The following is a 21,891-nucleotide window of genomic DNA, read 5'->3' on the forward strand; positions in this document are numbered from 1 at the left end:
TAAATTAAAAAAATCCAGATGAAATTCCCAGAATATAAAGGACTTGACTTACCAAAAGTAGCAGAAGAAATTCTAAATTATTGGCAAGAAAATAACATTTTCGAAAAGAGTGTAACCTCTAGAGAAGGCGCAAAACCATTTGTGTTTTTCGAAGGCCCACCTTCTGCAAACGGACTTCCAGGAGTACACCATGTTTTAGCAAGAGCTATTAAAGATATTTTTCCGCGTTACAAAACCATGAAAGGTTACCAAGTAAAACGTAAAGCTGGTTGGGATACTCATGGATTACCTATAGAATTAGGTGTAGAAAAAGAATTAGGGATAACCAAAGAAGATATTGGTAAAACAATTTCTGTAGAAGATTATAATGCTGCTTGTAGAAAAGCGGTAATGCGTTATACAGATATTTGGAACGATTTAACCCAAAAAATGGGGTATTGGGTAGATATGGATGATCCATATATTACTTACGAACCAAAATATATGGAGTCTGTTTGGTGGCTTTTAAAACAGATTTATAACAAAGAATTAATTTACAAAGGCTATACCATTCAGCCATATTCACCAAAAGCAGGTACAGGTTTAAGTTCTCACGAACTGAATCAACCAGGTACTTACCAAGATGTAACAGATACAACAGTTGTTGCCCAGTTTAAAGCAATTGAAAGTTCATTGCCAGAATTTTTACAAAAATTTGATCATTTAAACTTTATTGCATGGACAACTACTCCTTGGACATTGCCAAGTAACACAGCATTAACAGTTGGCCTAAAAATAGATTATGTTGTTGTAGCAACTTATAATCAATATACTTTTGAGCCTATTCACGTTATTTTGGCTAAGAATTTAGTAGGCAAACAATTTGCAGGAAAAAACAATGTACTTACTGAATCTGTAGAAGAATTAAGTGCTTACAATAAAGGCGATAAAAAAATTCCATATTTAATTTGTACAGAATGTAAAGGAACAGATTTAGTAGGGATTAAATATGAGCAAATCCTAGATTATGTATTGCCAAACGACAATCCTCAAGATGCATTTAGAGTTATTGCTGGTGATTTTGTAACAACAGAAGACGGAACAGGAATTGTACATACGGCACCAACTTTTGGAGCAGATGATGCTTTGGTTGCCAAACAAGCCACTCCAGAAATTCCGCCAATGTTGGTAAAAGACGAGAACGATAATTTAGTTCCCTTAGTAGACTTACAAGGTAAATTTAGACCAGAAGTAACTGAATTTGCTGGTAAATATGTAAAAAACGAATATTATGCTGATGGTGAAGCTCCAGAAAAATCTGTAGATGTAGAAATTGCCATCAAACTTAAAATAGAAAACAAGGCTTTTAAAGTAGAAAAATACAAACACAGTTACCCAAATTGTTGGAGAACAGATAAGCCAATTTTATATTATCCATTAGATTCTTGGTTTATTAAAGTTACTGATGTAAAAGATAAAATGCATTCGTTAAACAAAACCATCAACTGGAAACCAGAATCTACAGGTACTGGTCGTTTTGGAAACTGGTTAGCAAATGCAAACGATTGGAATTTATCGCGTTCACGTTATTGGGGAATTCCATTACCAATCTGGAGAACAGAAGATGGTAAAGAAGAAATTTGTATAGGTTCTGTTAAAGAATTAAAAGCAGAAATGGCAAAAGCAGTAGAAGCTGGAGTATTAGAAGAAGATATTTTTGCTGATTTTGAAATTGGAAATAATGCCGATGAAAACTATGCTAAATTAGATTTACATAAGAATATTGTAGATCAAATTACTTTAGTTTCATCAACAGGAAAACCAATGAAACGTGAAAGTGATTTAATTGATGTTTGGTTCGATTCTGGTTCTATGCCTTATGCGCAATGGCATTATCCATTTGAAAATAAGCAGAAAATTGATGGAAATGAATCTTTTCCAGCAGATTTTATTGCAGAAGGTGTAGATCAAACTCGTGGTTGGTTTTACACATTACACGCAATTGGTACTATGGTTTTTGATTCTGTTGCGTATAAAAATGTAGTTTCTAATGGTTTGGTTTTAGATAAAAATGGCCATAAAATGTCTAAACGACTAGGTAATGCTGTAGATCCGTTTACAACGTTGTCTAAATACGGAGCAGATGCTACAAGATGGTATATGATTTCTAATGCCAATCCTTGGGATAATTTAAAATTCGATTTAGAAGGTATAGAAGAAGTAAAACGTAAGTTTTTTGGAACTTTATACAACACGTATTCTTTCTTTAGTTTATATACAAATATTGATGGTTTTTCTTATGATGAAGCAGATATTCCTCAAAATGAAAGACCAGAATTAGACAGATGGATTTTATCAGAATTACATACTTTAATCAATAAAGTCGATAAATTCTATGAAGAGTACGAACCTACAAGAGCAGCAAGAGCCATATCAGATTTTACTCAAGAATACTTAAGTAACTGGTATGTACGTTTAAGTAGAAGACGTTTTTGGAAAGGAGATTATCAAACAGATAAAATTTCTGCATATCAAACTTTGTATACGTGTATGCTTACCATTGCAAAATTAGCATCGCCAATTGCGCCATTTTTTATGGACAGGTTGTACCAAGATTTAAACTCGGTAACAGGTAAAGAAACATCAGAAAGTATTCATTTATCAGAATTTCCAAAATTTGATAAACGTTTTGTTGATCAAAGCTTAGAGCGTAAAATGGAAAATGCACAAACTATATCATCTTTAGTATTATCATTAAGAGCTAAAGAAAAGATAAAAGTGCGTCAGCCATTGCAAAAAATTATGATTCCTGTTGATAATCCTCAGCAAAAAGAAGAAATTTTAGCAGTGTCAGATTTAATTAAGCATGAAGTAAACATTAAAGAAATTCAATTAATGGAAGATGCTTCAGACATATTAATTAAACAAATTAAGCCCAATTTTAAGACTTTAGGACCTAAATTTGGAAAAGATATGCGCTTTATAGCAGCTGCTGTTAAAGACTTTAATCAAGAAGATATTAACAAAATAGAAAAAGATAAAAACATTTCTGTTGACATTAATGGAAAAAATATTATTTTGGAGCTCTCAGACGTAGAGATATCATCTAAAGATATAGAAGGTTGGTTAGTGGCTAATGAAGGTGCTATAACTGTTGCTTTAGATGTTACTATTACTGAAGATTTACGAAAAGAAGGTGTTGCCAGAGAATTGGTTAACAGAATTCAGAATGCTCGTAAAGATACAGGTTTAGAAGTAACAGATAGAATTAAGTTAACAGTTTTAAACTTTGATAACCTACAACAGTCTATATTAGATAATAAAGACTACATTATGAGTGAAACATTAACCAAAGAATTGGTTTTTGTGGATGAATTAACCAATGGAACAGAAATTGAATTCGACACCATTAAAAGTAGAATATTTATAGAAAAAGTGTAGTATTATGTCAGACGTTAAAGTAAAATATACAGAAGAAGATTTACAAGAGTTTAAAGCAATCATCGAAAAAAAAATAGCAAGAGCTAAAGAAGATTTGGCTTTATTAGAAGCATCGTATAAAAATGATGCCAACAATGGTACAGACGATACTTTGTCATCATTCAAGTCTTTTGATGAAGGCTCAGAAGTAATGAGCAAAGAAGCAAATGTACAGTTAGCTATTCGTCAAGAAAAATTTATCAGAGACCTTAAAAACGCCCTGTTACGTATAGAAAATGGTACGTATGGCGTATGTAGAGTAACTGGTAAATTAATTCAAAAAGAACGCTTACGGTTAGTTCCTCATGCAACATTAAGTATCGAGGCTAAAAGAAAACAATAACTATTTACAAGGTTTAACTAAGCAATAGTTTGGCAATTAATTAAAAGGCAATCTAGAGTAATAATATTCTAGATTGCCTTTTTATATGCTTTTAAATCATAGAATTATCTTATTTTTGAAACATGAAAAAGAGAAGTATAATAGCGCTGTTGTTTATTTTTATGGTTTGTTTTATGATGATTAAAAATGAAAGAAAAAGTAACATTCAGCAAAGGCATGCAACAGTTGTAAAAAACCATCCACTTCAAAAATCGTTAAAACTTTCTAAGAAACAACGTACAGCAAAAGGTTTACCACCCAATAAATACTTAGAAGAATTATACCTTTTAGAAATCAATCCCTATACAGGAAAAACCCATCCAGAAAACTTATATAAAGTTCAACAAGAACTTAAAGAAAAACAAAAAATTCGTTATAGAACTCCAGGTGATGCTATAGATAATCAATGGACAGAAAGAGGTCCAAATAATGTTGGTGGTAGAACACGAATGGTAATGTTCGATCCTAATGATGTAACTCACAAACGTGTTTTTGCAGGTGGTGTAAGTGGTGGTCTTTGGGTTAATGATGATATTACTGACAAAAACTCATCTTGGGTACAAGTTGGAATATCAGATAACCTTGCTGTAACTTGCATGGCAGTAGATCCTAACAATTCGCAAATAATGTATTTAGGTACAGGAGAATTGTATAGCCCACAACAAGCTTTAGGAAATGGAATTTGGAAATCTACAGATGGTGGTACAACTTGGGCAAACGTGTATCAAATAAGAGGAACAACTGCTACATCTAGTTATATTAATGTTCCTGGAACCTATTTTATGACAGATATAATTGTAAGAGATAAAGATGGAAATCCTGCAACTACAAACGATTCTGAAGTTTTTGCAGCCATAGGTGCTTCTTTTTACAGTTCAAATCCTGTTAATACTTTTGTTGGGTTAAATGACTACGGAATTTTTAAATCTACAGATGAAGGGGAAAATTGGACGCAACTTACTTTAGATGTAGATGGAAAACCTGTAGCAGCCAATAAGTTTGAAATCGGTACAGACAACACACTTTGGATGTCTACCACAAGAAATATTTATCAAAAAGGTGGTGGACGTGTTTATAATAGTACTGATGGCACAAATTTTTCTTTAAAACACACCATTACTAATGGAAGAAGAACAGAAATTGCAGTTTCTAAAACAAACACAAATACACTTTATGTATTGGGTGAAGTATATACCGAAAATAGTTTTGGAGATGAAATAGCACCTTTTGTATCACTTTTAAAAACTACAGACGCTTTTGCAACTGCACCAACAGCACTTTCTTTGCCAAATGATGCAGATACAGCTATTCCTGCTGCTGATTTTACTAGAACTCAAGCGTATTATAATCTTGTTATAGAAGTAGATCCGAGTAATGATGCAATAGCTTATGTAGGTGGTATAGATTTGTTTAGAACAACAGATAGTGGTGTCAATTGGACACAAATTTCTAAATGGTCAAATAATAATAATTTAGGAGCATTAACAGTGCCTTATGTTCACGCAGATCAGCAGAGTTTTGCTTTTCATCCAACAGATGCAAATATTGCTGTTATTGGTTGCGATGGAGGTGTATTTTATGCATCTTCATTATCCGCAGCTGCTACAAGTGATACCGCAATTATTGAACATACAAAAGACTATAATACAACCCAGTTTTACAGCGCAACAATTAGCCAAACTACAGATCCAGAATACATTGTTGGTGGAACTCAAGATAATGGGGTTCTTTTTTTTAACGAAGCTAAAAGTGACATAAATTCTGCTACAAAAGTATTAAGAGGAGATGGAACACATTGTTTAATTGATAAAGATGGAGGTTATATGATAGTATCTAGAATATATAATAATATTTATAGGTACAACCTGCCTTATACAGGAACAGCTACAGCTATTTCTTCTTCGGATAAATCATTAAACTTTTTAAATGCAATGGATTTAGATGAAAATTTAGATATTTTATATTCTAATGGAAACTCACATTTAAAACGTTATACAAACATTACAACATCACCTTTAGAAAGTAGCATAACAGATCCATTAATAACATCAATTTCTGCCATAAAAGTATCGCCATTTACAACTACATCTTCTAAAGTATTTTTAGGTACAAGATCTGGTAAATTGATAAAAGTTGAAAACGCAAATACAGAAAATCCTACAATTACAAACATTTCTTCTTCATCATTTTTAGGGAATATTTCATCCATAGAGTTCGGTGCATCAGAAAATGAAATTATGGTTACTTTTTACAATTTTGGTGTTGATAGTATTTGGTTTACAGAAGATGGTGGAACAACTTGGGCCAATAAAGAAGGTAATTTTCCTGACATTAACGTACGTTGTATTTTAATGAATCCGATAAATACAAATGAAGTGATTATAGGCACAGAATTAGGTGTTTGGAATACCACAAATTTTAGAGATAGTGTGCCCAATTGGAATCATTCTTACAACGGAATGTCAAATGTGGTGGTTACTTCACTAAGTTTACGAACTGCAGATAATACCATTTTAGCAAGTAGTTATGGAAGAGGTTTGTACACAGGTAAATTTAAAGCAAATAATTTAACTACTTGGACAGGAACTATAGATTCTCATTGGACAAATGCTGGCAATTGGACTAATGGAATTCCTGCTACTAATATTGATGTCAAAATTCCAGAAACCTCAAATCAACCAGAAATAAATACAGCTGTTACTCTAGGAAATTTATCCATAGAAAATAATGCAGCATTAACAATTACCAATTCTGGAGGCTTAACTGTAGAAGAAGATTTAACAAATGAAGGCGCATTGCTAATAAACTCTAGTTTGTCAAATTCAGGAAGTATAATTGTAGAAGGCACATCAACAGGAACTATTACCTATAATCGTTTTGTTTCTGATGATTGGCATTTGGTAAGTTCGCCAGTAATAGGTCAAAATTATAATGATAATTGGGTTGCAGCAAATGCAATTGCATCAGGAACTGTAAATCCTAATCTAAGAGGAATTGCAACCTATAACAACAATTCTGGAGGTTGGCAATATATGTTGGCTGGCCAATCTAACACTTTTAATGAAGGACAAGGATATACAACATTGCGTACTTCTTCTGGAAATTTAAGTTTTACAGGTACATTGTTAACAGAAAATACCACTGAAGTTATTACCAATGGCACAAACAATGCGTTTAATTTAATAGGTAACGTTTTTGCATCATACATCCCTTTAAATAATGGTGCAGATGCTGTACATAATTTTTTAGATGCCAATGTAAATGCACTTAGTGAACTTACCATTTGGCTTTGGAATGGAGATTCGTATGTTGCAGTAAATCAAGTAACTACAAATCAATTTATTGCACCAGGACAAGCTTTTTTTGTGCTAGCAAAACCAGAAGGAGGCACAATTGTTTTTAATACAGCAATGCAAAGTCATCAAAACAATACTTTCTTTAAAACCAAACAATCAAGACCAGAAATTCGAGTGTTTTTAAGTAAAGGAAACACCAAAAAATACACCGATATTTTTTACATCGATGCTACTACAGAGGGTTTTGATAATGGTTACGATAGTTCTTTGTATACAGGAAGTTCATCTAATTTAGAAATCTATACAAAATTGGTTAATCAAGAAAAAGATATCAATTTAGCCATTCAATCTATTCCTAAAAAATACGATATAATTATTCCTCTTGGTATTATTGCTGATGCAAATGAAGAGCTTACCATTTGTATTGAAGCCCAAAATATTGAAGCTGGTAATGATGTGTATTTAGAGGATAAAGAAACTGGAGTTTTCACCTTACTGAATGACGTTGATGATGGCGTTTATAAATTTACAAGCGCAACACCTATAAATGGTTCAGGACGCTTTTTTATACATACTACATCAGAAACATTACACGTAGATAATGACATCTTTTTGTCAACGGTAAACGTATTTTTAAGTGATGATAAAATACAGTTCTATAATTTACCCAAGGGCAAAAATTCAGTTGAATTGTATTCTATTTTAGGTAAAAAAATAGTAAAAGTTGATTTAGAAAACACAGATTTTATTACAACTAAAAATTGGCCAAAAACACTCTATATGGTTCGCTTACAAACCGAAAAAGGAACAATTACAAAAAAAATACTTCTAGAATAAATTATCGATGAAATTACGCTTTGTATTCCTTTTTTTGTTGATGTCAATCACTTTATTTTCGCAAAAGAAAATTAGTAAAGCTTTTGAAACTGTATCAAAAGAAGTTACTATTTACACAGCGGGTTTAGATCATTTAACTATCGAAAACTCAAACTCTAGTTTTGTTGAGGTTTTTTTATATGCCGAAAGTTATGACGAACAATTGATTGAAATAAAGGATACAAATAAAACTGCAAGCATAAAGTTTGATTTTAAAGGCACAGAAACCAGAGAGGTTATTTTTAGAAAATTCATTACCAAAAGACTACAAAGAGCAAATGCTGTTGTAAAAATCCCTAAAAATAAAATGGTATATATTTTTGGTGAAAATATAGATATTACATCAAAAAGTATTGCAAATAAATCAGCAATTTATATAGAAAATGGAATTGTAAAATTAAATACTATCAACGCCAATACAACTTTAAAATTTTATTCTGGCAATGTGTATGCATCAACAAAAAACACGAATTTCTTTTTAAGTACAAAAAGCGGAAAAATTGAAATTAATGGTGTTTTACAAGACAATGAATATCAAAAAACACCAAAAAACACCCAAAATCAGTTAAAAATTACTACCATAAAAGGGAATCTTTTTTTAACCAAAAAATAAGTTATTATGATTATCAATAAGTTATGGTTTTTATTTTTAGGCAAGATTTCATTCTGATTAAAATGTAAAAATCCTAATCTAAATAGAAGAATTCTTAAACACACTATTTGTTTTGCAAAGTGCTTTTAAACAAACTAGATATTTTTTCACTAATGCTCGAAATGATAAGCCATTATTTTTTAGAAAAAACTATTGGAAACCAAAAAGTTATATCAAACTCACATGAAGTTATATCAAAAAAAATAGGTGCTAAGAGAATTCTATTATAACAAGTATAGGTTTTATTGAGCTTAGTTTTTTCTGATCTATAAAAAAACAAATGTTAACTAGACTTTGGCTAGCTTATAAAAACAAGTAAGAGCTGATTTATCAGCTCTTACAATTTACAATTTATAAATCCCCCAACTTATAATTGTTTAAATACACTTCAAAGATACTTTAGATTACCCTTCTTAATCAGAAAATTCGTTGATTGTACTATTCTGTACGTTAAAAGACTAAAATTTGTAGTTACGTTATAAGATGATGCCAAGTAATTACATTTCTTTTACAAATGTATTTAACACTTTGTTAAAATCAGTACCAATAATTAACCAATGAAAATACCTATCATATTAGCCTTTACAGCAAATTTTTAAATTCTTGTACGATTTTAATTTAACTCAAAATACCATCAAATTGCAACCTCTAATATCAGAATTATCAAAACGACCAATAATTTCGAAAGTGTTATTTTTATACACTTTCCCTAAATCTTGTGTGGCAATAAAACTACAAGAGTTGTAATTGGCCAAATCAATAACATTAATTCCGCCAGTTTTACCTATTTGTTGAATAGTTAAGGCATCTTCTGTATCTCGAGTAAGAATTTTCATCCAAGGTGGTGTTTCAAAAATGCCATTACCTTTAGAATAGGCTTGGCTTAGTAATTCTGTCATACCATATTCTGAGTGAATTTTTGTTACTCCAAATCCATCAGAAAGAATTTTATGCAACTCTTTACGAATTAACTCTTTTCTTCTTCCTTTCATTCCGCCAGTTTCCATAATTGTGGTATTTTTCAGTGTAAATTTTTGTTTTTCAACCAAATCTAACAAAGCAAAAGAAACACCAATCAATAAAATGTTTTGGTTATTTTGATGTAAAGAAATGAGTTTTTTAGCCAATTCATCTAAATTATCTAAGTAAAATCCACTTTCAGGATGTTTTGATTTTTTAATTAAATCATCTACCATAAACACCAAAGAAGAGCCTTTTTGTTGCAAGTAATTAGGCAATAAAGCCAGTACTACATAATCTTCAATATTTCCGTAAAAATGAGTAAATCCTTTTAAATAACTCTTTTGATAAAGCTTAATGTCTGTAACATAATGTTTGCTAGTAGTGCTTCCTGTAGTACCAGAACTGTTAAAAATTGCATCAACTTCATCTAAAGAAGAGAGTATTTTTTTACTTTTAAAAAATTGAATAGGTAAAAACGGAATGTCTTCAACCGAGTTTACATCAGAAGGATGTTTGTATAACAAATCACAAAAAGAACGATACACACGATTATTTTTAAACTGATGTTTAAAAACTTTAAGAGCAAGTTCTGTAAAGTCTTGTTCGTTTTTTATATTAAAAATGGCGTTTTGCATAAGTAATAACAAAAATAACACTATTCTACGCAACCTTTTTACTCTTTTTGTATCTTATAAATAGAAACTCGATGATAAAATGGTTTTTATTTTTTTGTTGGTGATTATGTGAACCTCTTGTTGAACAGATATTGATATTGCTATCTGATGATTGAGTTTAATGGAATGATGTTACAAACGATTTTAATACATATTAAAGTACAATAAAAAAGAAAGTTAATGATAAGAAAAGTATTAGTTCTCGCTTTTTTATGTTTAACAGCGTGTAAGAGTAATGTTGATGATGTTGTTTCACAAAACGAATCTGTTATTGTAGCTAATAGTTTGTACACATCAACAAAAACAAATAATTATTCAATTACAGATGTAAAAATAAATGAAGATCTGCTAACTGTAAAAATAAGCAGTAGTGGTTGTAGTGGAGATTCTTGGCAAGCATTTTTAGTAGATGTAAATGTAATTTTAGAGTCTTATCCAGTGCAACGAAATGTAAAAATTGCATTAGAAAACAACGAAGCTTGTTTAGCTGTTTTTGAAAAAGAATTTACGTTTGATATTTCAATCTTAAAAGAAAATTTTTCGGAATTGTATTTAAATTTAGAAGGATGGAATACGCAAATATATTATCAATAATCTAAAAATAATCTTTTTTGTATTTGTTAGATGCTAACAGATTTTTTGTAAAAAGGTTTATAGCAACCCAACAACACGTTAAAAATTATAGAATCATGAAATTTAAAAGTACTTACTTGGTTTTTTTTATCACTTTATTTTTTGCTTGCGAAAGTAATAATGAAGTTGCAATAGATGCTGATAACCTGTTACTTGGCAATTGGGTTTCACCCACGTACGATGAAGAAAAAATAACGTTTATAAGAGGCAGTGGCCTACCCAGTGAAAGCTACGGAATTGCATTTCAACAAAATGGTAATTTCATTGAAAGAACTTCTGGCTTTTGTGGCACACCACCTTTAAGTTTTTTTAATGTTGATGGTACATTTAGCTTAGAAAAAGATGTAATTCAAATTAAAAAAGAAGGCTATCCTGCTTTCTATGGATGGAAAATTTTAACCTTAACAGAAGAACAACTAGTTGTAAAAAGGGTGCTTTCTGAACAAGAAAAAGACCATTTGGCTTTAATGGAGTTATTTGACGAAATTACTAATTTAGTGTATCATACAACTTGTTCAGACGCTAACGAATGGTCTTTTGTGGCTTATGGATCTAAAGCTTGTGGTGGGCCTCAAGGCTATCTTCCTTATCAAAAAAGTATAGATGTTGACGCTTTTTTAGAAAAAGTAGCAATTTACACAGATGCAGAAAAAGCATTTAATGTAAAATGGAATGTTGTTTCCGATTGTTCTGTTGTAACACCACCAAAAGAGGTAGGTTGCCAAAATGAATATCCAGTATTAATCTATTAAAAATGTAATGATGAAAAAATATATTTTATTACTTCTAAGTGTTTCTATGCTTTATGCTTGTTTAAATGATGATGATGATCGCCCTAATTTATCATTTGACTTTGTTGCGATTGATGAATATACAGCTCCAACAAGTTTTACCTTCGGACAAAAAGATACCATTAAACTTACATACTCTTTAAAAAACGGGTGTACCTATTTTGATAATATTTATTATGAGTATGAAGATACCACAAGAATTGTAGCTATTAGAGCTATAACAGATTTAGATGCAACTTGTACAGACAATGTAACTCAGTACAATTATAATTTAATTGTAACAGCAACCCAAGAAGAAGATTATCTGTTTAAAATGTATAAAGGTACAGATACAAATGGCAATTCTATTTTTGAAGAGCTTATAGTTCCTGTAAATTAGCCTCATCGAACTTAAAGACTTAATAGAAAAATGTTGTGAGCAAAATTTAGAGGCTCAATCTAAAGTTTATCAACTTTTTGCTGATAAACTTTTTGCTGTTTCTTTAAAGTACTCTAAAAATTATCAAGATGCAGAAGATACTTTGCAAGATAGTTTTTTAACTATTTTTTCTAAGATAAAACAATACAAACATAAAGGTTCTTTTGAAGGGTGGTTAAAACGAATTACCATTCATACTGCAATTCAAAAATACAGAAAAAAAGCACCCCTAGAAATTGTAAAAGAAGTTACTGATGCTATTAAAGAGGAAGAAGAAATATATTTTAATAACCCAACTTATAGCATAACTGTTTTGTTAGAGCTTATTCAGCAATTGCCAGATAGGTATCGTTTGGTTTTTAATTTATTTGTGTTAGATGATTATTCTCATAAAGAAATTGCGAAGCTACTAAACATTTCTGAAGGAACCTCAAAATCTAATTTATCTAGAGCTCGTAAAATTTTAAAAGAAAAGTTATCAGCACAAAAAAATAAGTAGAGGTAATGGCGCAAAAAAAAATAGATAATTTGTTTCAAGAACAACTCAAAAATTTGGAAGTTACTCCAAATAAAAAGGTGTGGAACAATATTGAAACCCAACTTAGAAAGAAAAAAAGAAAAGTTGTTCCTTTTTGGTGGTTAACAGCAACTGTAGCTTCGGTTTTGATTGTAATATCTGTATTTTATCTCTTTTTGCCTGATGAAAGCCAAAATAAAAACAATACATCTAATGAAATAATAACTACGATACCTGATAAAAAAAACATTGTTCTAGAACGCGCAGATACCTTGCAATTAGATAAAAACAGTACAAACAATATTCTTATTTCAAAAAAAGAATCTGAAGTAAAAAACCAAAACAAAAAAAATCATTTGTTTACTGCTTTAAAAAAAGAAGACGAGTTTCATTCAAAAAGAAAGGTAGCATCAGTAGTATCCAATTATGCTATTGCTAACGTAAGTTTAAAGGTACCTCAAGTCTATTTTTTACCATCAAATCTAAAAATAGAACATTCAGAAAAGAAAAAAAAGTACTTTAAAAGTGCTGAAATTAATATTAAAGAAGAAAAACCAAAAGCTAAAAAACCACTTAAAAATTGGTCTGTAGCTTCTGTTTTTGGAGTATTACAATCCAATTCGTTAACAGACACTTCACCAATAAATTCAAGTTTGGCATCTTCAACATCTGGTACAAATAGTTATACTTATGGTATTCAAATAGCTTATCAACTTACTGATAACTGGTCTGTTCAATCTGGTATTCATTTGCAAGAAATGGGCTATGCTAACACACAAATTACAATACATAACTCGTCTAGTAACAACCCTTTTGCAACTGAATTTACCAATGGTGCTGTTTTTTCTTTTGATATAAATAAAACTAATGAAAACCAATCATTGGCTAGTGATTTTGCAACAAACACTTTTGTAGCAAATACAGGAATGTTATCGCAAAATTATGGATATATAGAAGTGCCACTAGAAATTAAATACAATTTTTTAAACCATAAAAAAATTAAATCTGCTGTTGTTACTGGTTTTAGTACTTTGTTTTTAAATAAAAACGAGGTGATTTTAAACACTCAAAACTTTTCTACAAAGCTAGAGGCAGCAAATTTAAATAGTGTTAATTTTAGTGGAAATTTAGGCTTTGATATGCGCTATATTCTTAGTGAAAAATGGTCTTTTCAAGTAAACCCAATGTTTAAAGTTCAATTCAACACATTTACAGATACTGCAAATAACTTTGCACCTTTTAATTTTGGTATGTATTCAGGAATTATTTATCAATTTTAAAAAACCATCTCCTCATAAATTACGTACATACTTAACAACTTAGCGATTAATTGTGTCACTTTGCCGAAAATTAAAAGATAGAATTCCTGTAAACTACTACATTTACAGGCTTTTTGAGTTGAGGCTAAAGTTTAAAATGATTGCTGGGAATTTAATTAAAATAGTGGAAGATGGAAATCATAGAAACAACGTATAGAACGTTTAGTGGTGTTAAAAAAGTTGCTGAGTTACCGAAAAGAAAAAATTCACAATACATTATTTATTTAGACAAACAACCTAAATTTTATGTAGATTTATACGATTTATCTATTGAATCTAATGCAATGATGAATAGTTTAGTGCTGTGTGGTAAAAAATCTATGAAAGAGGTTTTAAAAATGATTAATGCAAGAAATAATATTAATTTATCGCTACCAAAAATCACTAAATTAGGTATCAGTAAAAAGATAAAATCAGAAAAGAAACATATCGATTTAAAACCACTTCCAGAAGAGTGGTTAGATTATTCTTTATAGCATTTTCAATTTAAAAATCTTTATTTATTATTGAAGTGCGTTTTATATTGATTTTAAACGATAGCATTCTAGTAGTGTTAGAATAATCTTACAATTATATTGAACTCGCTTTTGTATTAATTCGCAATCAAATTTCTTTTTCTGCTTAAAGTTGTCTACAATATTGTGTTTTATTTTACATTTAATTGTTTTATATTAAACAATAATTAAATTTTTTGTGTAATTTATATTTTCCTTATTTTATTTGTAAATTCGCTCAAGTAATTGAAAAAAACATAAACAATACTGCAAAATGACTGATTTTGGAATGGATAAAGCCTTGAAAAATTTAGGTTTACAAAATATTAATAATGGATCTTCTACAGGTTCAAACAACTTTTCTAATGGAGAAATTATCGCATCTTACTCGCCTGTTGATGGAAAATTGATTGGTAAAGTAAAAACTACAACTAGAGAAGATTATGATAAAGTGATGCAAACCGCAACTCAAGCTTTTTTAGTTTGGAGAGATATGCCTGCACCTCAAAGAGGAGAAATTGTACGACAATTTGGTAATAAATTAAGAGACTTAAAAGAACCTTTAGGGAAATTGGTTTCTTACGAAATGGGAAAATCTTTCCAAGAGGGTTTAGGAGAGGTGCAAGAAATGATTGATATTTGTGATTTTGCTGTAGGTTTATCGCGTCAATTAAATGGACAAACTATTCCTTCTGAAAGACCAGGACATGTAATGAGAGAACAATGGCATCCAATAGGTGTAGTAGGCATTATTTCTGCTTTTAACTTTCCTGTTGCTGTTTGGGCTTGGAACACAGCCTTAGCTTGGATTTGTGGTGATGTTTGCGTGTGGAAAGCTTCAGAAAAAACACCTTTATGTGCTATAGCTTGTCAAAATATAATTGCCACAATTTTAAAAGAAAATAACTTGCCAGAAGGAATTTCTTGCATTATAAATGGCGATTATAAAGTTGGTGAAATGATGACCAATGATACCAGAATTCCTTTAGTTTCTGCAACAGGATCTACAAGAATGGGCAGAATTGTGGGCGCAAAAGTTGCTCAACGTTTTGGAAAATCGCTCTTAGAATTGGGTGGTAACAATGCCATAATTATAACACCAACTGCCGATTTAAAAGTAGTGGTGCCTGGAGCTGTTTTTGGTGCTGTTGGTACTTGTGGGCAAAGATGTACTTCTACAAGAAGATTAATTATTCACGAAGCTGTATATGATAAAGTACGTGATGCAATTGTTGGTGCTTACAAACAAATACAAATTGGAAATCCGTTAGATGAAAACAATCACGTTGGTCCTTTAATAGATCACGATGCTGTAAATACATATTTAGCTGCCATTGAAAAAGCAAAAGCAGAAGGTGGAACCGTTTTAGTTGATGGTGGTGTTTTAGAAGGAGAAGGATACGAATCTGGATGTTATGTAAAACCAGCAATTATAGAAGCTGAAAATCATTTTGAAATTGTACAACACGAAACGTTTGCTCCGATTTTATATGTGATGAAATATAGTGGAGAAGTAGAAAATGCTATCGAAAAACAAAATGGAGTTGCGCAAGGATTATCCTCAGCAATTATGACAAACGAGTTAAAAGAAGCCGAAAAATTCTTGTCTTATGCAGGTTCAGATTGTGGAATTGCTAACGTAAATATAGGAACTTCTGGCGCAGAAATTGGTGGTGCTTTTGGTGGCGAAAAAGAAACTGGTGGTGGACGAGAATCTGGTTCTGATGCTTGGAAAGTATATATGCGTAGACAAACAAACACTATAAATTATTCAGACGAATTGCCTTTAGCACAAGGTATTAAGTTTGACCTCTAAGAGGTTTCTCCTGCAAGGTTTCCAAAACCTTGTAGGAGTTTAGTTTATGTATGTTAAACACCCACAAGATTCCAAAAAAAACTTTCAAGAAAATTATAAAATTTGATTTTTTAATTTAGTGAATATTTAAAATTCCATTGGTTAGTTTAATTTCTATCTTATTTAATGATTTGGCTTTTGGTTTTTTCTCTAAAATTTTAGTAAATTTATTTTTTTCTGATGTACCAAAAGTAGTTTTTGTATTATTCATATTTAAGGTAGTTTTTAGCCCAAAAACATTCATTGCATAGTTGCTGTCCTTTACTTTGTAGAGGTTTAGTTTAGAGAAATCTCCTTGAAAACTAAAATTCGAGAAATTATTTGAAAAATTATAGAAATAAAAATCACCTTCAAGATCATTAATGATAATGTTCTCTCCAACTTCACCTATTTTAACTTTAGTGCTTTCTATATTTAATTCTGAATTAGAAATAACTCCAATTTTTGTTGGGTATACATCTTTGAATTTATAAATTCCTCCATAAACTTCTTCTGCTTGAAAAAAACCATTATAAAGTTCAAAAATGTTATCTTTTGAAAGTAATTTTTTGAACTTAAACTTTCCTTGAAATGCATTAACTTTTATAGGTCGAGTTACATTATAGTTAAAAAAAAGTTTAGAATGAATTGCCTTTACTTCTATTTTAACATAGCTAGGAACTTTAATTACAAAATGTCTAATGCTCTGTTTCTTAGAGTTTACATAAGATTTATCTTCATATTTATCTTTATTTTTTAACATAAAATCAGTTATTTCATTGCCTGTACTGAACCTTATTTCATTTATTATAGAGTCTTTAGTTTTATATTTATTTCTATTATTTTTAAATTCTTTTGCATAGTCTTTAATTGCAGATTTTAGAGAATCCATCGTATAATGATAACTTCTATTTTCACCTACATACTTAGAGTTTTTAACGTCCAAGTAAATTCTATTGTTCTTATTTCTGACTTTAGCGTTAACTTCACCTAGCAAATTTTCCATTTTTCTTCTCGGGTATTTAATAAACTCAATTGTATACTCAAAATGAATTTTATCATCAAAAGATTCTTCAAAAACTATGGCAACATTGTCTAAATCTAAATTAAAAACTGTGCTTTTGTCAACTTTATAACTCTTTTTAAGTATTGTCTTTTTCGTTTGAGCATATGTAGATTGAATAATTATTAAAAATAAAATACTATAAATATATGGTTTCATTACTGGTGTTTTTTTGGTTCAACTCTTTAATATGTTCCTTGATATTTTTAATCAATTCCAAACGTCTTTGTAAATTGTTTATTAATGATTCTAGGATGTTTATGTTATTGGGGGTTTCTTGTAATTGATTGGTAATTTTATGGTATTCGTTATCGAAATTTTTCAATTTAATTTCATATTTTTTTATCAAAATACTATCATTAGAAATGGCTAAAAATTGTTGCCATTCACTATTGATATTCTCTAAATATTCTTTTTCTATGGCTTTAATTTGTGCTTGAAAAGTACTTTCTTCTTTTTTTTCTAAGGATGATTGATCATCAACAAAAACATACATAGATACACTAAAAATTAACACAATTGCTACTGCAATTTTTAGCAAAACGGTTTTTTGAAATCCTTGCTTTTTTTTATGCTGATGTTGAAGTTTTGTTACAAAATCTTCTCTATGATTTTTTGGAAGTTCTATATTAGAATGTTCATCACCTTCAAATAAATTTCTGATATCACGTTCCATATGTTTTGATTTTTAATTGTTGTTTTAATACAGATTTTCCTCTTCGTAATCTTGTTTTTGAGGTTGAAATGGGTATCTCTAAAATGCTTGCTATTTCTTGATGATCATAACCTTCTATCAGATATAATTTTACTACCAATTGATATTTTAATGGCAAATTATCTATCGTTTCTAAAATTGTGGTTTTGGTAATATTCGCATCAAAATACCAATCATCATCGTTAGAAATTTCTACAGGATAATTTTCAATGGAAATGGTGTTTAATTTTTTTCTTTTCAATTGATCTATACATGTGTTGATGATAATGGTTTTTAACCAGCCACTAAAATTGGTGCCATCAACATAATTTTCTAAGCTTAAAAATGCTTTTAAAAACCCATCTTGCATAGCGTCTTTAGCTTCTTCCTTATTTTTTAAATATCTACAGGAAATAACAAACATTGCATCACAATGCCAATCGTATAGTTTTAATTGTGCTTTTTGGTTGCCTTTTTTACTTTGTTTTACTAAAAAATGTAGCTCTTTAGACATTCTTGCAGGTTGGTTCTATGTTTAAAACGAAAAGTTTTAATTAGAGTTTCAAATTTGTTATAATAACCTGTTTTTTATCACAATATAAGTATCCTTTGGCTGTATAATAGATAACTTTCATTAAAAAATAGAGTGATAATCAAAAAAGGCAATGAGATAATTTGGGGAGTTTTTAGAGAAGTAAGATTGCCTTTTCGATTAGTTTTGTGTGCAGAAAAATGATTTTTAACAAAGAAATCTCCTAAAAAAAGTAAAACGTGATTGTTGGCAAATCCTCTTACTTAATGGATTTTAGATTAACTTAAGAAATGTAATAAACAGATCAATTATATATGTTAATATCACTAATTTTTTTAGAAGTATGCTATTAAAGTGTAATTTAGGTATTTTAGAAAATTAAAATTTATTATCGATTAAATCTTCCAGTAGTGTTACCCTGTAAAATACCTATTACATCTTGTTCGTTAGCATAATTTACATCTCCTGCATAGGTGTGCTTTATGGCGCAAGCAGCGTTGCCAAATTCCATGGCTTTATAATCATCAAAGTTTTGTAAACCATGTATTACACCTGCAGCAAAAGCATCTCCTGTACCAATTCTATCAACAATATGAGTAATGTCTAATTCTTGAGTTTCTTTAAATTCGATACCATTCCACATTCTTGCTCTCATTTTATGCCAAGAAGCGTTTATAGAGGTTCTTATTTTGTCAAAAACTTTTTCTATGGTTGGGTATTCTTCAATTAAATGTTTGCTGGCTTTTATAAAATCTTCATTAGAAAAAGAATATTCAGTTTCTAAAAGCTCGTTAATTTCGTTTACACCCCCAATAAAAATGGTACAATATTGCATTAACTCAGCCAATACATCTTTTGGATTTTCACCATAATTCCATAAACCACTTCTATAAGTAGGGTCTGCAGAAACAGTTATCCCTTTTTTTCTAGCTAATTTTACAGCTTCTAAAAGTGTTTCTTTACTGCCTTTGTTTAGAGCAGGAGTAATTCCTGTCCAATGAAACCATTTGCCATTTTCTAAAGCTTTATCCCAATTTACCATAGCAGGTAAAATTTCAGAAAAAGAAGAATGCGAACGGTTGTAAGAAATAGAACTGGGTCTCATAACAGCACCCACTTCTAAAAAGTACACACCTAAAGGTCTTTTAGAACGCACAATAGATGAGGTATCTACACTAAATTTTTTTAAATAAGAAATGGCAGTATCTCCAATAAAATCATCAGAAATACAAGAAACATGCTTAACACTTCCTCCAAAATTAGCAATAGAAATACCAACATTTACTTCTGTACCACCAAAATAAAATTCTGCTGCATTAGATTGTACAAATTTTTTGTTTCCAATGGGTGATATTCGCATTAATACTTCACCAAAAGTAATTATCTGATTCATGGTTAAATTTTTATAAGGTAAAAATAAAGATTAAGAATGGATAATTAGAAAAGAAAGTACAGAATTACACTAAGATAATCTTAAAGATTGAATAAAATCTATAGTTCTATTATTAAATGTTTCTGGTTGCTCTACATTAACCACATGACCACATTTTTCAATAACAAAAAGTGATGCTTTTTTATGTAGTTTTACTACATTTTTTATAGAAGGTAAAAACAAGTGATCTTCTGCACCCATTACATATAAGGTAGGAATCTTAATATCTTTTGTTCTAAAAAAACGTAAAAGCGGATTTATTTCTGAGGTTAATTTAAACCAACGTATAAATTCTTTTTGATAGAGTTTTTTAGCCTCGTTTACAAACAAAGATCTAGATTTCTTATGATTTTTTCTGGGCATAATTATAAACGCAAAAAGCTTATATAAAAGCATATAAGGTACTACAGATTTAAATATTACCCCTAATTTCATTAAAATTTGAGAGCGAATATTTAATTTTATGATTGCGCCTCCCATAATCATACTTTTAACCAATTCAGGTCTTTTTTCAGCCAGATTACGAATTAAAATAGTACCTAAAGAAATACCAATAAAATGAGATTTTGTAATCTTTAAATGCTCAATAACTTCTACAATATCATTGGTAATCGAATCAAAAGTGTATTTAGGATTAAACGTATCTTTTAACTTTGGTTGGCTATTTCCATGGCCTCTTAAATCTAAAATCAATACATTAAAATGTTTTTTAAAATCTCTAACTTGCTTATACCAAATAGAACTGCTGCCTCCTGCTCCGTGAACAAAAGTTACCCATTCTGTAGAATTTTTATGAGGATATGAATAATAATTTAACAAAAATTGTTTTTAAGATTTATACAAAAATAACGTATTTAAACGATATACAAAGTTAACTCTTTATTTTGACGTTTCTTACAGCAAAAAAGTACGCAAAACGCTATTATGATTTTCTTTTTCAATTTTTTGTAAATTGCCAGTATGGAAAAATCTAGCTCAAAAAACGAAAAACAAAAAAAGTTTAATTACGAAAAGGAACTCAAAAAATTACACGAAGAATTGGTACATCTGCAAGAATGGGTAAAAAAGAAAGGCTTAAAAGTTGTTATTCTTTTTGAAGGTAGAGATGCATCTGGAAAAGGAGGTACAATTAAACGTTTTACAGAGCCTTTAAACCCTAGAATATGTAAAGTTGTTGCCTTAGGTGTACCTACAGAACGCGAAAAATCGCAATGGTATTTTCAACGTTATGTACAATATTTGCCTGCGGCTGGCGAAATTGTTTTGTTTGATAGAAGCTGGTACAATAGGGCAGGAGTAGAAAAGGTTATGGGTTTTTGTACAGATGATGAATATGATGAGTTTTTGCGCTCTTGCCCAGAGTTTGAACGTATGTTGGTTAGATCTGGAATTATAGTTTTAAAATACTGGTTTTCTGTAAGCGATGAAGAGCAAGAAAGACGATTTAAAAACAGAATTTCTAATCCGTTAAAAAGATGGAAATTTAGCCCTATGGATTTAGAATCACGTTCAAGATGGTTAGAATATTCTAAGGCTAAAGACAAAATGTTTGCACATACAGATACCAAGCAAGTGCCTTGGTTTGTGGTAAATTCTGATAATAAAAAGAAAGCACGTTTAAACTGCATCAGTCATGTTTTAAGTAAAATACCTTACGAAAAAATGAATATAGAGCCTATAGCTTTACCACCTTTACCAGACAATAAGGCTTATGTAAGGCCACCAATGGATTACCAAACTTTTGTGCCTGAAAAGTTTTAGGAAGTATTACTAAAATTAAAGCAAAAAGAGGCTGTCTGAAAAGTAGGTTTGGATGTCATTTTGAGCGAAGTCGAAAAATCTATGTATTTAATTATCAATAA

18 protein-coding genes are annotated in these 21,891 nt (G+C 30.2%); 12 read left to right on the forward strand and 6 right to left on the reverse strand.

Annotation, left to right across the window (positions count from 1 at the left end):
- Window positions 1–12 precede the first annotated feature (12 nt).
- From ileS to ACW9UN_RS14930, 4 genes are all read left to right on the forward strand, one after another.
- Window positions 13–3,420, forward strand: a complete 3,408-nt coding sequence (ileS, locus tag ACW9UN_RS14915) for an isoleucine--tRNA ligase (protein ID WP_459487164.1) — start codon at window positions 13–15, stop codon at window positions 3,418–3,420.
- Between the two features lie 4 nt (window positions 3,421–3,424).
- Window positions 3,425–3,802, forward strand: a complete 378-nt coding sequence (locus tag ACW9UN_RS14920; protein ID WP_459487145.1) for a TraR/DksA family transcriptional regulator — start codon at window positions 3,425–3,427, stop codon at window positions 3,800–3,802.
- A 122-nt stretch (window positions 3,803–3,924) separates the two neighbouring features.
- On the forward strand, window positions 3,925–7,974 hold the full coding sequence (locus ACW9UN_RS14925; protein WP_459487146.1) for a T9SS type A sorting domain-containing protein: 4,050 nt from the start codon (window positions 3,925–3,927) through the stop codon (window positions 7,972–7,974).
- Window positions 7,975–8,014: 40 nt separating this feature from the next.
- Complete coding sequence (locus tag ACW9UN_RS14930; RefSeq protein ID WP_459487147.1) at window positions 8,015–8,626, forward strand: hypothetical protein; 612 nt, start codon at window positions 8,015–8,017, stop codon at window positions 8,624–8,626.
- A 662-nt stretch (window positions 8,627–9,288) separates the two neighbouring features.
- Here the strand turns inward: ACW9UN_RS14930 and ACW9UN_RS14935 are convergent.
- Window positions 9,289–10,263, reverse strand: a complete 975-nt coding sequence (locus ACW9UN_RS14935; RefSeq protein WP_459487148.1) for a LuxE/PaaK family acyltransferase — start codon at window positions 10,261–10,263, stop codon at window positions 9,289–9,291.
- A 219-nt stretch (window positions 10,264–10,482) separates the two neighbouring features.
- Here ACW9UN_RS14935 and ACW9UN_RS14940 point away from each other — a divergent pair, with 219 nt between their 5' ends.
- The 7 genes from ACW9UN_RS14940 to amaB all read left to right on the forward strand — a co-directional run bounded on the left by ACW9UN_RS14940 (window position 10,483) and on the right by amaB (window position 16,290).
- The gene (locus tag ACW9UN_RS14940; RefSeq protein WP_459487149.1) at window positions 10,483–10,896 is read left to right on the forward strand and encodes a hypothetical protein; all 414 of its coding nucleotides are present in this window, start codon (window positions 10,483–10,485) and stop codon (window positions 10,894–10,896) included.
- A gap of 95 nt (window positions 10,897–10,991) precedes the next feature.
- Window positions 10,992–11,687, forward strand: coding sequence for a lipocalin-like domain-containing protein (locus tag ACW9UN_RS14945; protein WP_459487150.1), 696 nt, complete (start codon window positions 10,992–10,994; stop codon window positions 11,685–11,687).
- Between the two features lie 10 nt (window positions 11,688–11,697).
- Complete coding sequence (locus tag ACW9UN_RS14950) at window positions 11,698–12,105, forward strand: hypothetical protein (RefSeq protein ID WP_459487151.1); 408 nt, start codon at window positions 11,698–11,700, stop codon at window positions 12,103–12,105.
- Between the two features lie 22 nt (window positions 12,106–12,127).
- Window positions 12,128–12,643 carry an RNA polymerase sigma factor gene (locus ACW9UN_RS14955; protein ID WP_459487165.1) on the forward strand — a complete coding sequence of 172 codons (516 nt, stop codon included), beginning with the start codon at window positions 12,128–12,130 and terminating at the stop codon, window positions 12,641–12,643.
- Window positions 12,644–12,648: 5 nt separating this feature from the next.
- Window positions 12,649–13,941: a hypothetical protein gene (locus ACW9UN_RS14960; protein ID WP_459487152.1), complete on the forward strand. Its 1,293-nt coding sequence runs from the start codon at window positions 12,649–12,651 to the stop codon at window positions 13,939–13,941.
- 170 nt (window positions 13,942–14,111) lie between these two features.
- Window positions 14,112–14,456 carry a hypothetical protein gene (locus tag ACW9UN_RS14965; protein WP_459487153.1) on the forward strand — a complete coding sequence of 115 codons (345 nt, stop codon included), beginning with the start codon at window positions 14,112–14,114 and terminating at the stop codon, window positions 14,454–14,456.
- A 292-nt stretch (window positions 14,457–14,748) separates the two neighbouring features.
- The gene (gene amaB / locus ACW9UN_RS14970) at window positions 14,749–16,290 is read left to right on the forward strand and encodes an L-piperidine-6-carboxylate dehydrogenase (RefSeq protein ID WP_459487154.1); all 1,542 of its coding nucleotides are present in this window, start codon (window positions 14,749–14,751) and stop codon (window positions 16,288–16,290) included.
- Between the two features lie 115 nt (window positions 16,291–16,405).
- On the opposite strand, the gene ACW9UN_RS14975 is transcribed toward amaB, so the two are convergent.
- The 5 genes from ACW9UN_RS14975 to ACW9UN_RS14995 form a co-directional block, all read right to left on the reverse strand.
- Window positions 16,406–17,530, reverse strand: a complete 1,125-nt coding sequence (locus tag ACW9UN_RS14975; RefSeq protein ID WP_459487155.1) for a hypothetical protein — start codon at window positions 17,528–17,530, stop codon at window positions 16,406–16,408.
- A complete protein-coding gene (locus ACW9UN_RS14980) occupies window positions 17,511–18,047 on the reverse strand; it encodes a hypothetical protein (protein ID WP_459487156.1) in 537 nt (178 codons plus the stop codon). Before ACW9UN_RS14980 ends, ACW9UN_RS14975 begins: the two co-directional genes overlap by 20 nt.
- A complete protein-coding gene (locus tag ACW9UN_RS14985) occupies window positions 18,037–18,579 on the reverse strand; it encodes an RNA polymerase sigma factor (RefSeq protein ID WP_459487158.1) in 543 nt (180 codons plus the stop codon). The genes ACW9UN_RS14980 and ACW9UN_RS14985 overlap by 11 nt, the downstream gene beginning before the upstream one ends.
- Before the next feature lie 406 nt (window positions 18,580–18,985).
- Window positions 18,986–19,990 carry a sugar kinase gene (locus ACW9UN_RS14990; protein WP_459487159.1) on the reverse strand — a complete coding sequence of 335 codons (1,005 nt, stop codon included), beginning with the start codon at window positions 19,988–19,990 and terminating at the stop codon, window positions 18,986–18,988.
- Between the two features lie 69 nt (window positions 19,991–20,059).
- Window positions 20,060–20,848 (reverse strand): alpha/beta fold hydrolase, encoded by a 789-nt coding sequence (locus ACW9UN_RS14995; protein WP_459487160.1) that lies wholly within the window; start codon window positions 20,846–20,848, stop codon window positions 20,060–20,062.
- 141 nt (window positions 20,849–20,989) lie between these two features.
- Here ACW9UN_RS14995 and ppk2 point away from each other — a divergent pair, with 141 nt between their 5' ends.
- A complete protein-coding gene (gene ppk2, locus ACW9UN_RS15000; protein ID WP_459487161.1) occupies window positions 20,990–21,790 on the forward strand; it encodes a polyphosphate kinase 2 in 801 nt (266 codons plus the stop codon).
- Window positions 21,791–21,891: the final 101 nt, after the last annotated feature.

The organism is Polaribacter litoreus, from assembly GCF_054584775.1.

Bases quoted from the DNA above. Each gene is read 5' to 3' on its own strand.
- ACW9UN_RS14920 (WP_459487145.1), top strand. From the start codon at position 3,425: ATGTCAGACGTTAAAGTAAAATATACAGAAGAAGATTTACAAGAGTTT.
- ACW9UN_RS14925 (WP_459487146.1), top strand. From the start codon at position 3,925: ATGAAAAAGAGAAGTATAATAGCGCTGTTGTTTATTTTTATGGTTTGT.
- ACW9UN_RS14930 (WP_459487147.1), top strand. From the start codon at position 8,015: ATGTCAATCACTTTATTTTCGCAAAAGAAAATTAGTAAAGCTTTTGAA.
- ACW9UN_RS14935 (WP_459487148.1), bottom strand. From the start codon at position 10,263: ATGCAAAACGCCATTTTTAATATAAAAAACGAACAAGACTTTACAGAA.
- ACW9UN_RS14940 (WP_459487149.1), top strand. From the start codon at position 10,483: ATGATAAGAAAAGTATTAGTTCTCGCTTTTTTATGTTTAACAGCGTGT.
- ACW9UN_RS14945 (WP_459487150.1), top strand. From the start codon at position 10,992: ATGAAATTTAAAAGTACTTACTTGGTTTTTTTTATCACTTTATTTTTT.
- ACW9UN_RS14950 (WP_459487151.1), top strand. From the start codon at position 11,698: ATGAAAAAATATATTTTATTACTTCTAAGTGTTTCTATGCTTTATGCT.
- ACW9UN_RS14960 (WP_459487152.1), top strand. From the start codon at position 12,649: ATGGCGCAAAAAAAAATAGATAATTTGTTTCAAGAACAACTCAAAAAT.
- ACW9UN_RS14965 (WP_459487153.1), top strand. From the start codon at position 14,112: ATGGAAATCATAGAAACAACGTATAGAACGTTTAGTGGTGTTAAAAAA.
- amaB (WP_459487154.1), top strand. From the start codon at position 14,749: ATGACTGATTTTGGAATGGATAAAGCCTTGAAAAATTTAGGTTTACAA.
- ACW9UN_RS14975 (WP_459487155.1), bottom strand. From the start codon at position 17,530: ATGAAACCATATATTTATAGTATTTTATTTTTAATAATTATTCAATCT.
- ACW9UN_RS14980 (WP_459487156.1), bottom strand. From the start codon at position 18,047: ATGGAACGTGATATCAGAAATTTATTTGAAGGTGATGAACATTCTAAT.
- ACW9UN_RS14985 (WP_459487158.1), bottom strand. From the start codon at position 18,579: ATGTCTAAAGAGCTACATTTTTTAGTAAAACAAAGTAAAAAAGGCAAC.
- ACW9UN_RS14990 (WP_459487159.1), bottom strand. From the start codon at position 19,990: ATGAATCAGATAATTACTTTTGGTGAAGTATTAATGCGAATATCACCC.
- ppk2 (WP_459487161.1), top strand. From the start codon at position 20,990: ATGGAAAAATCTAGCTCAAAAAACGAAAAACAAAAAAAGTTTAATTAC.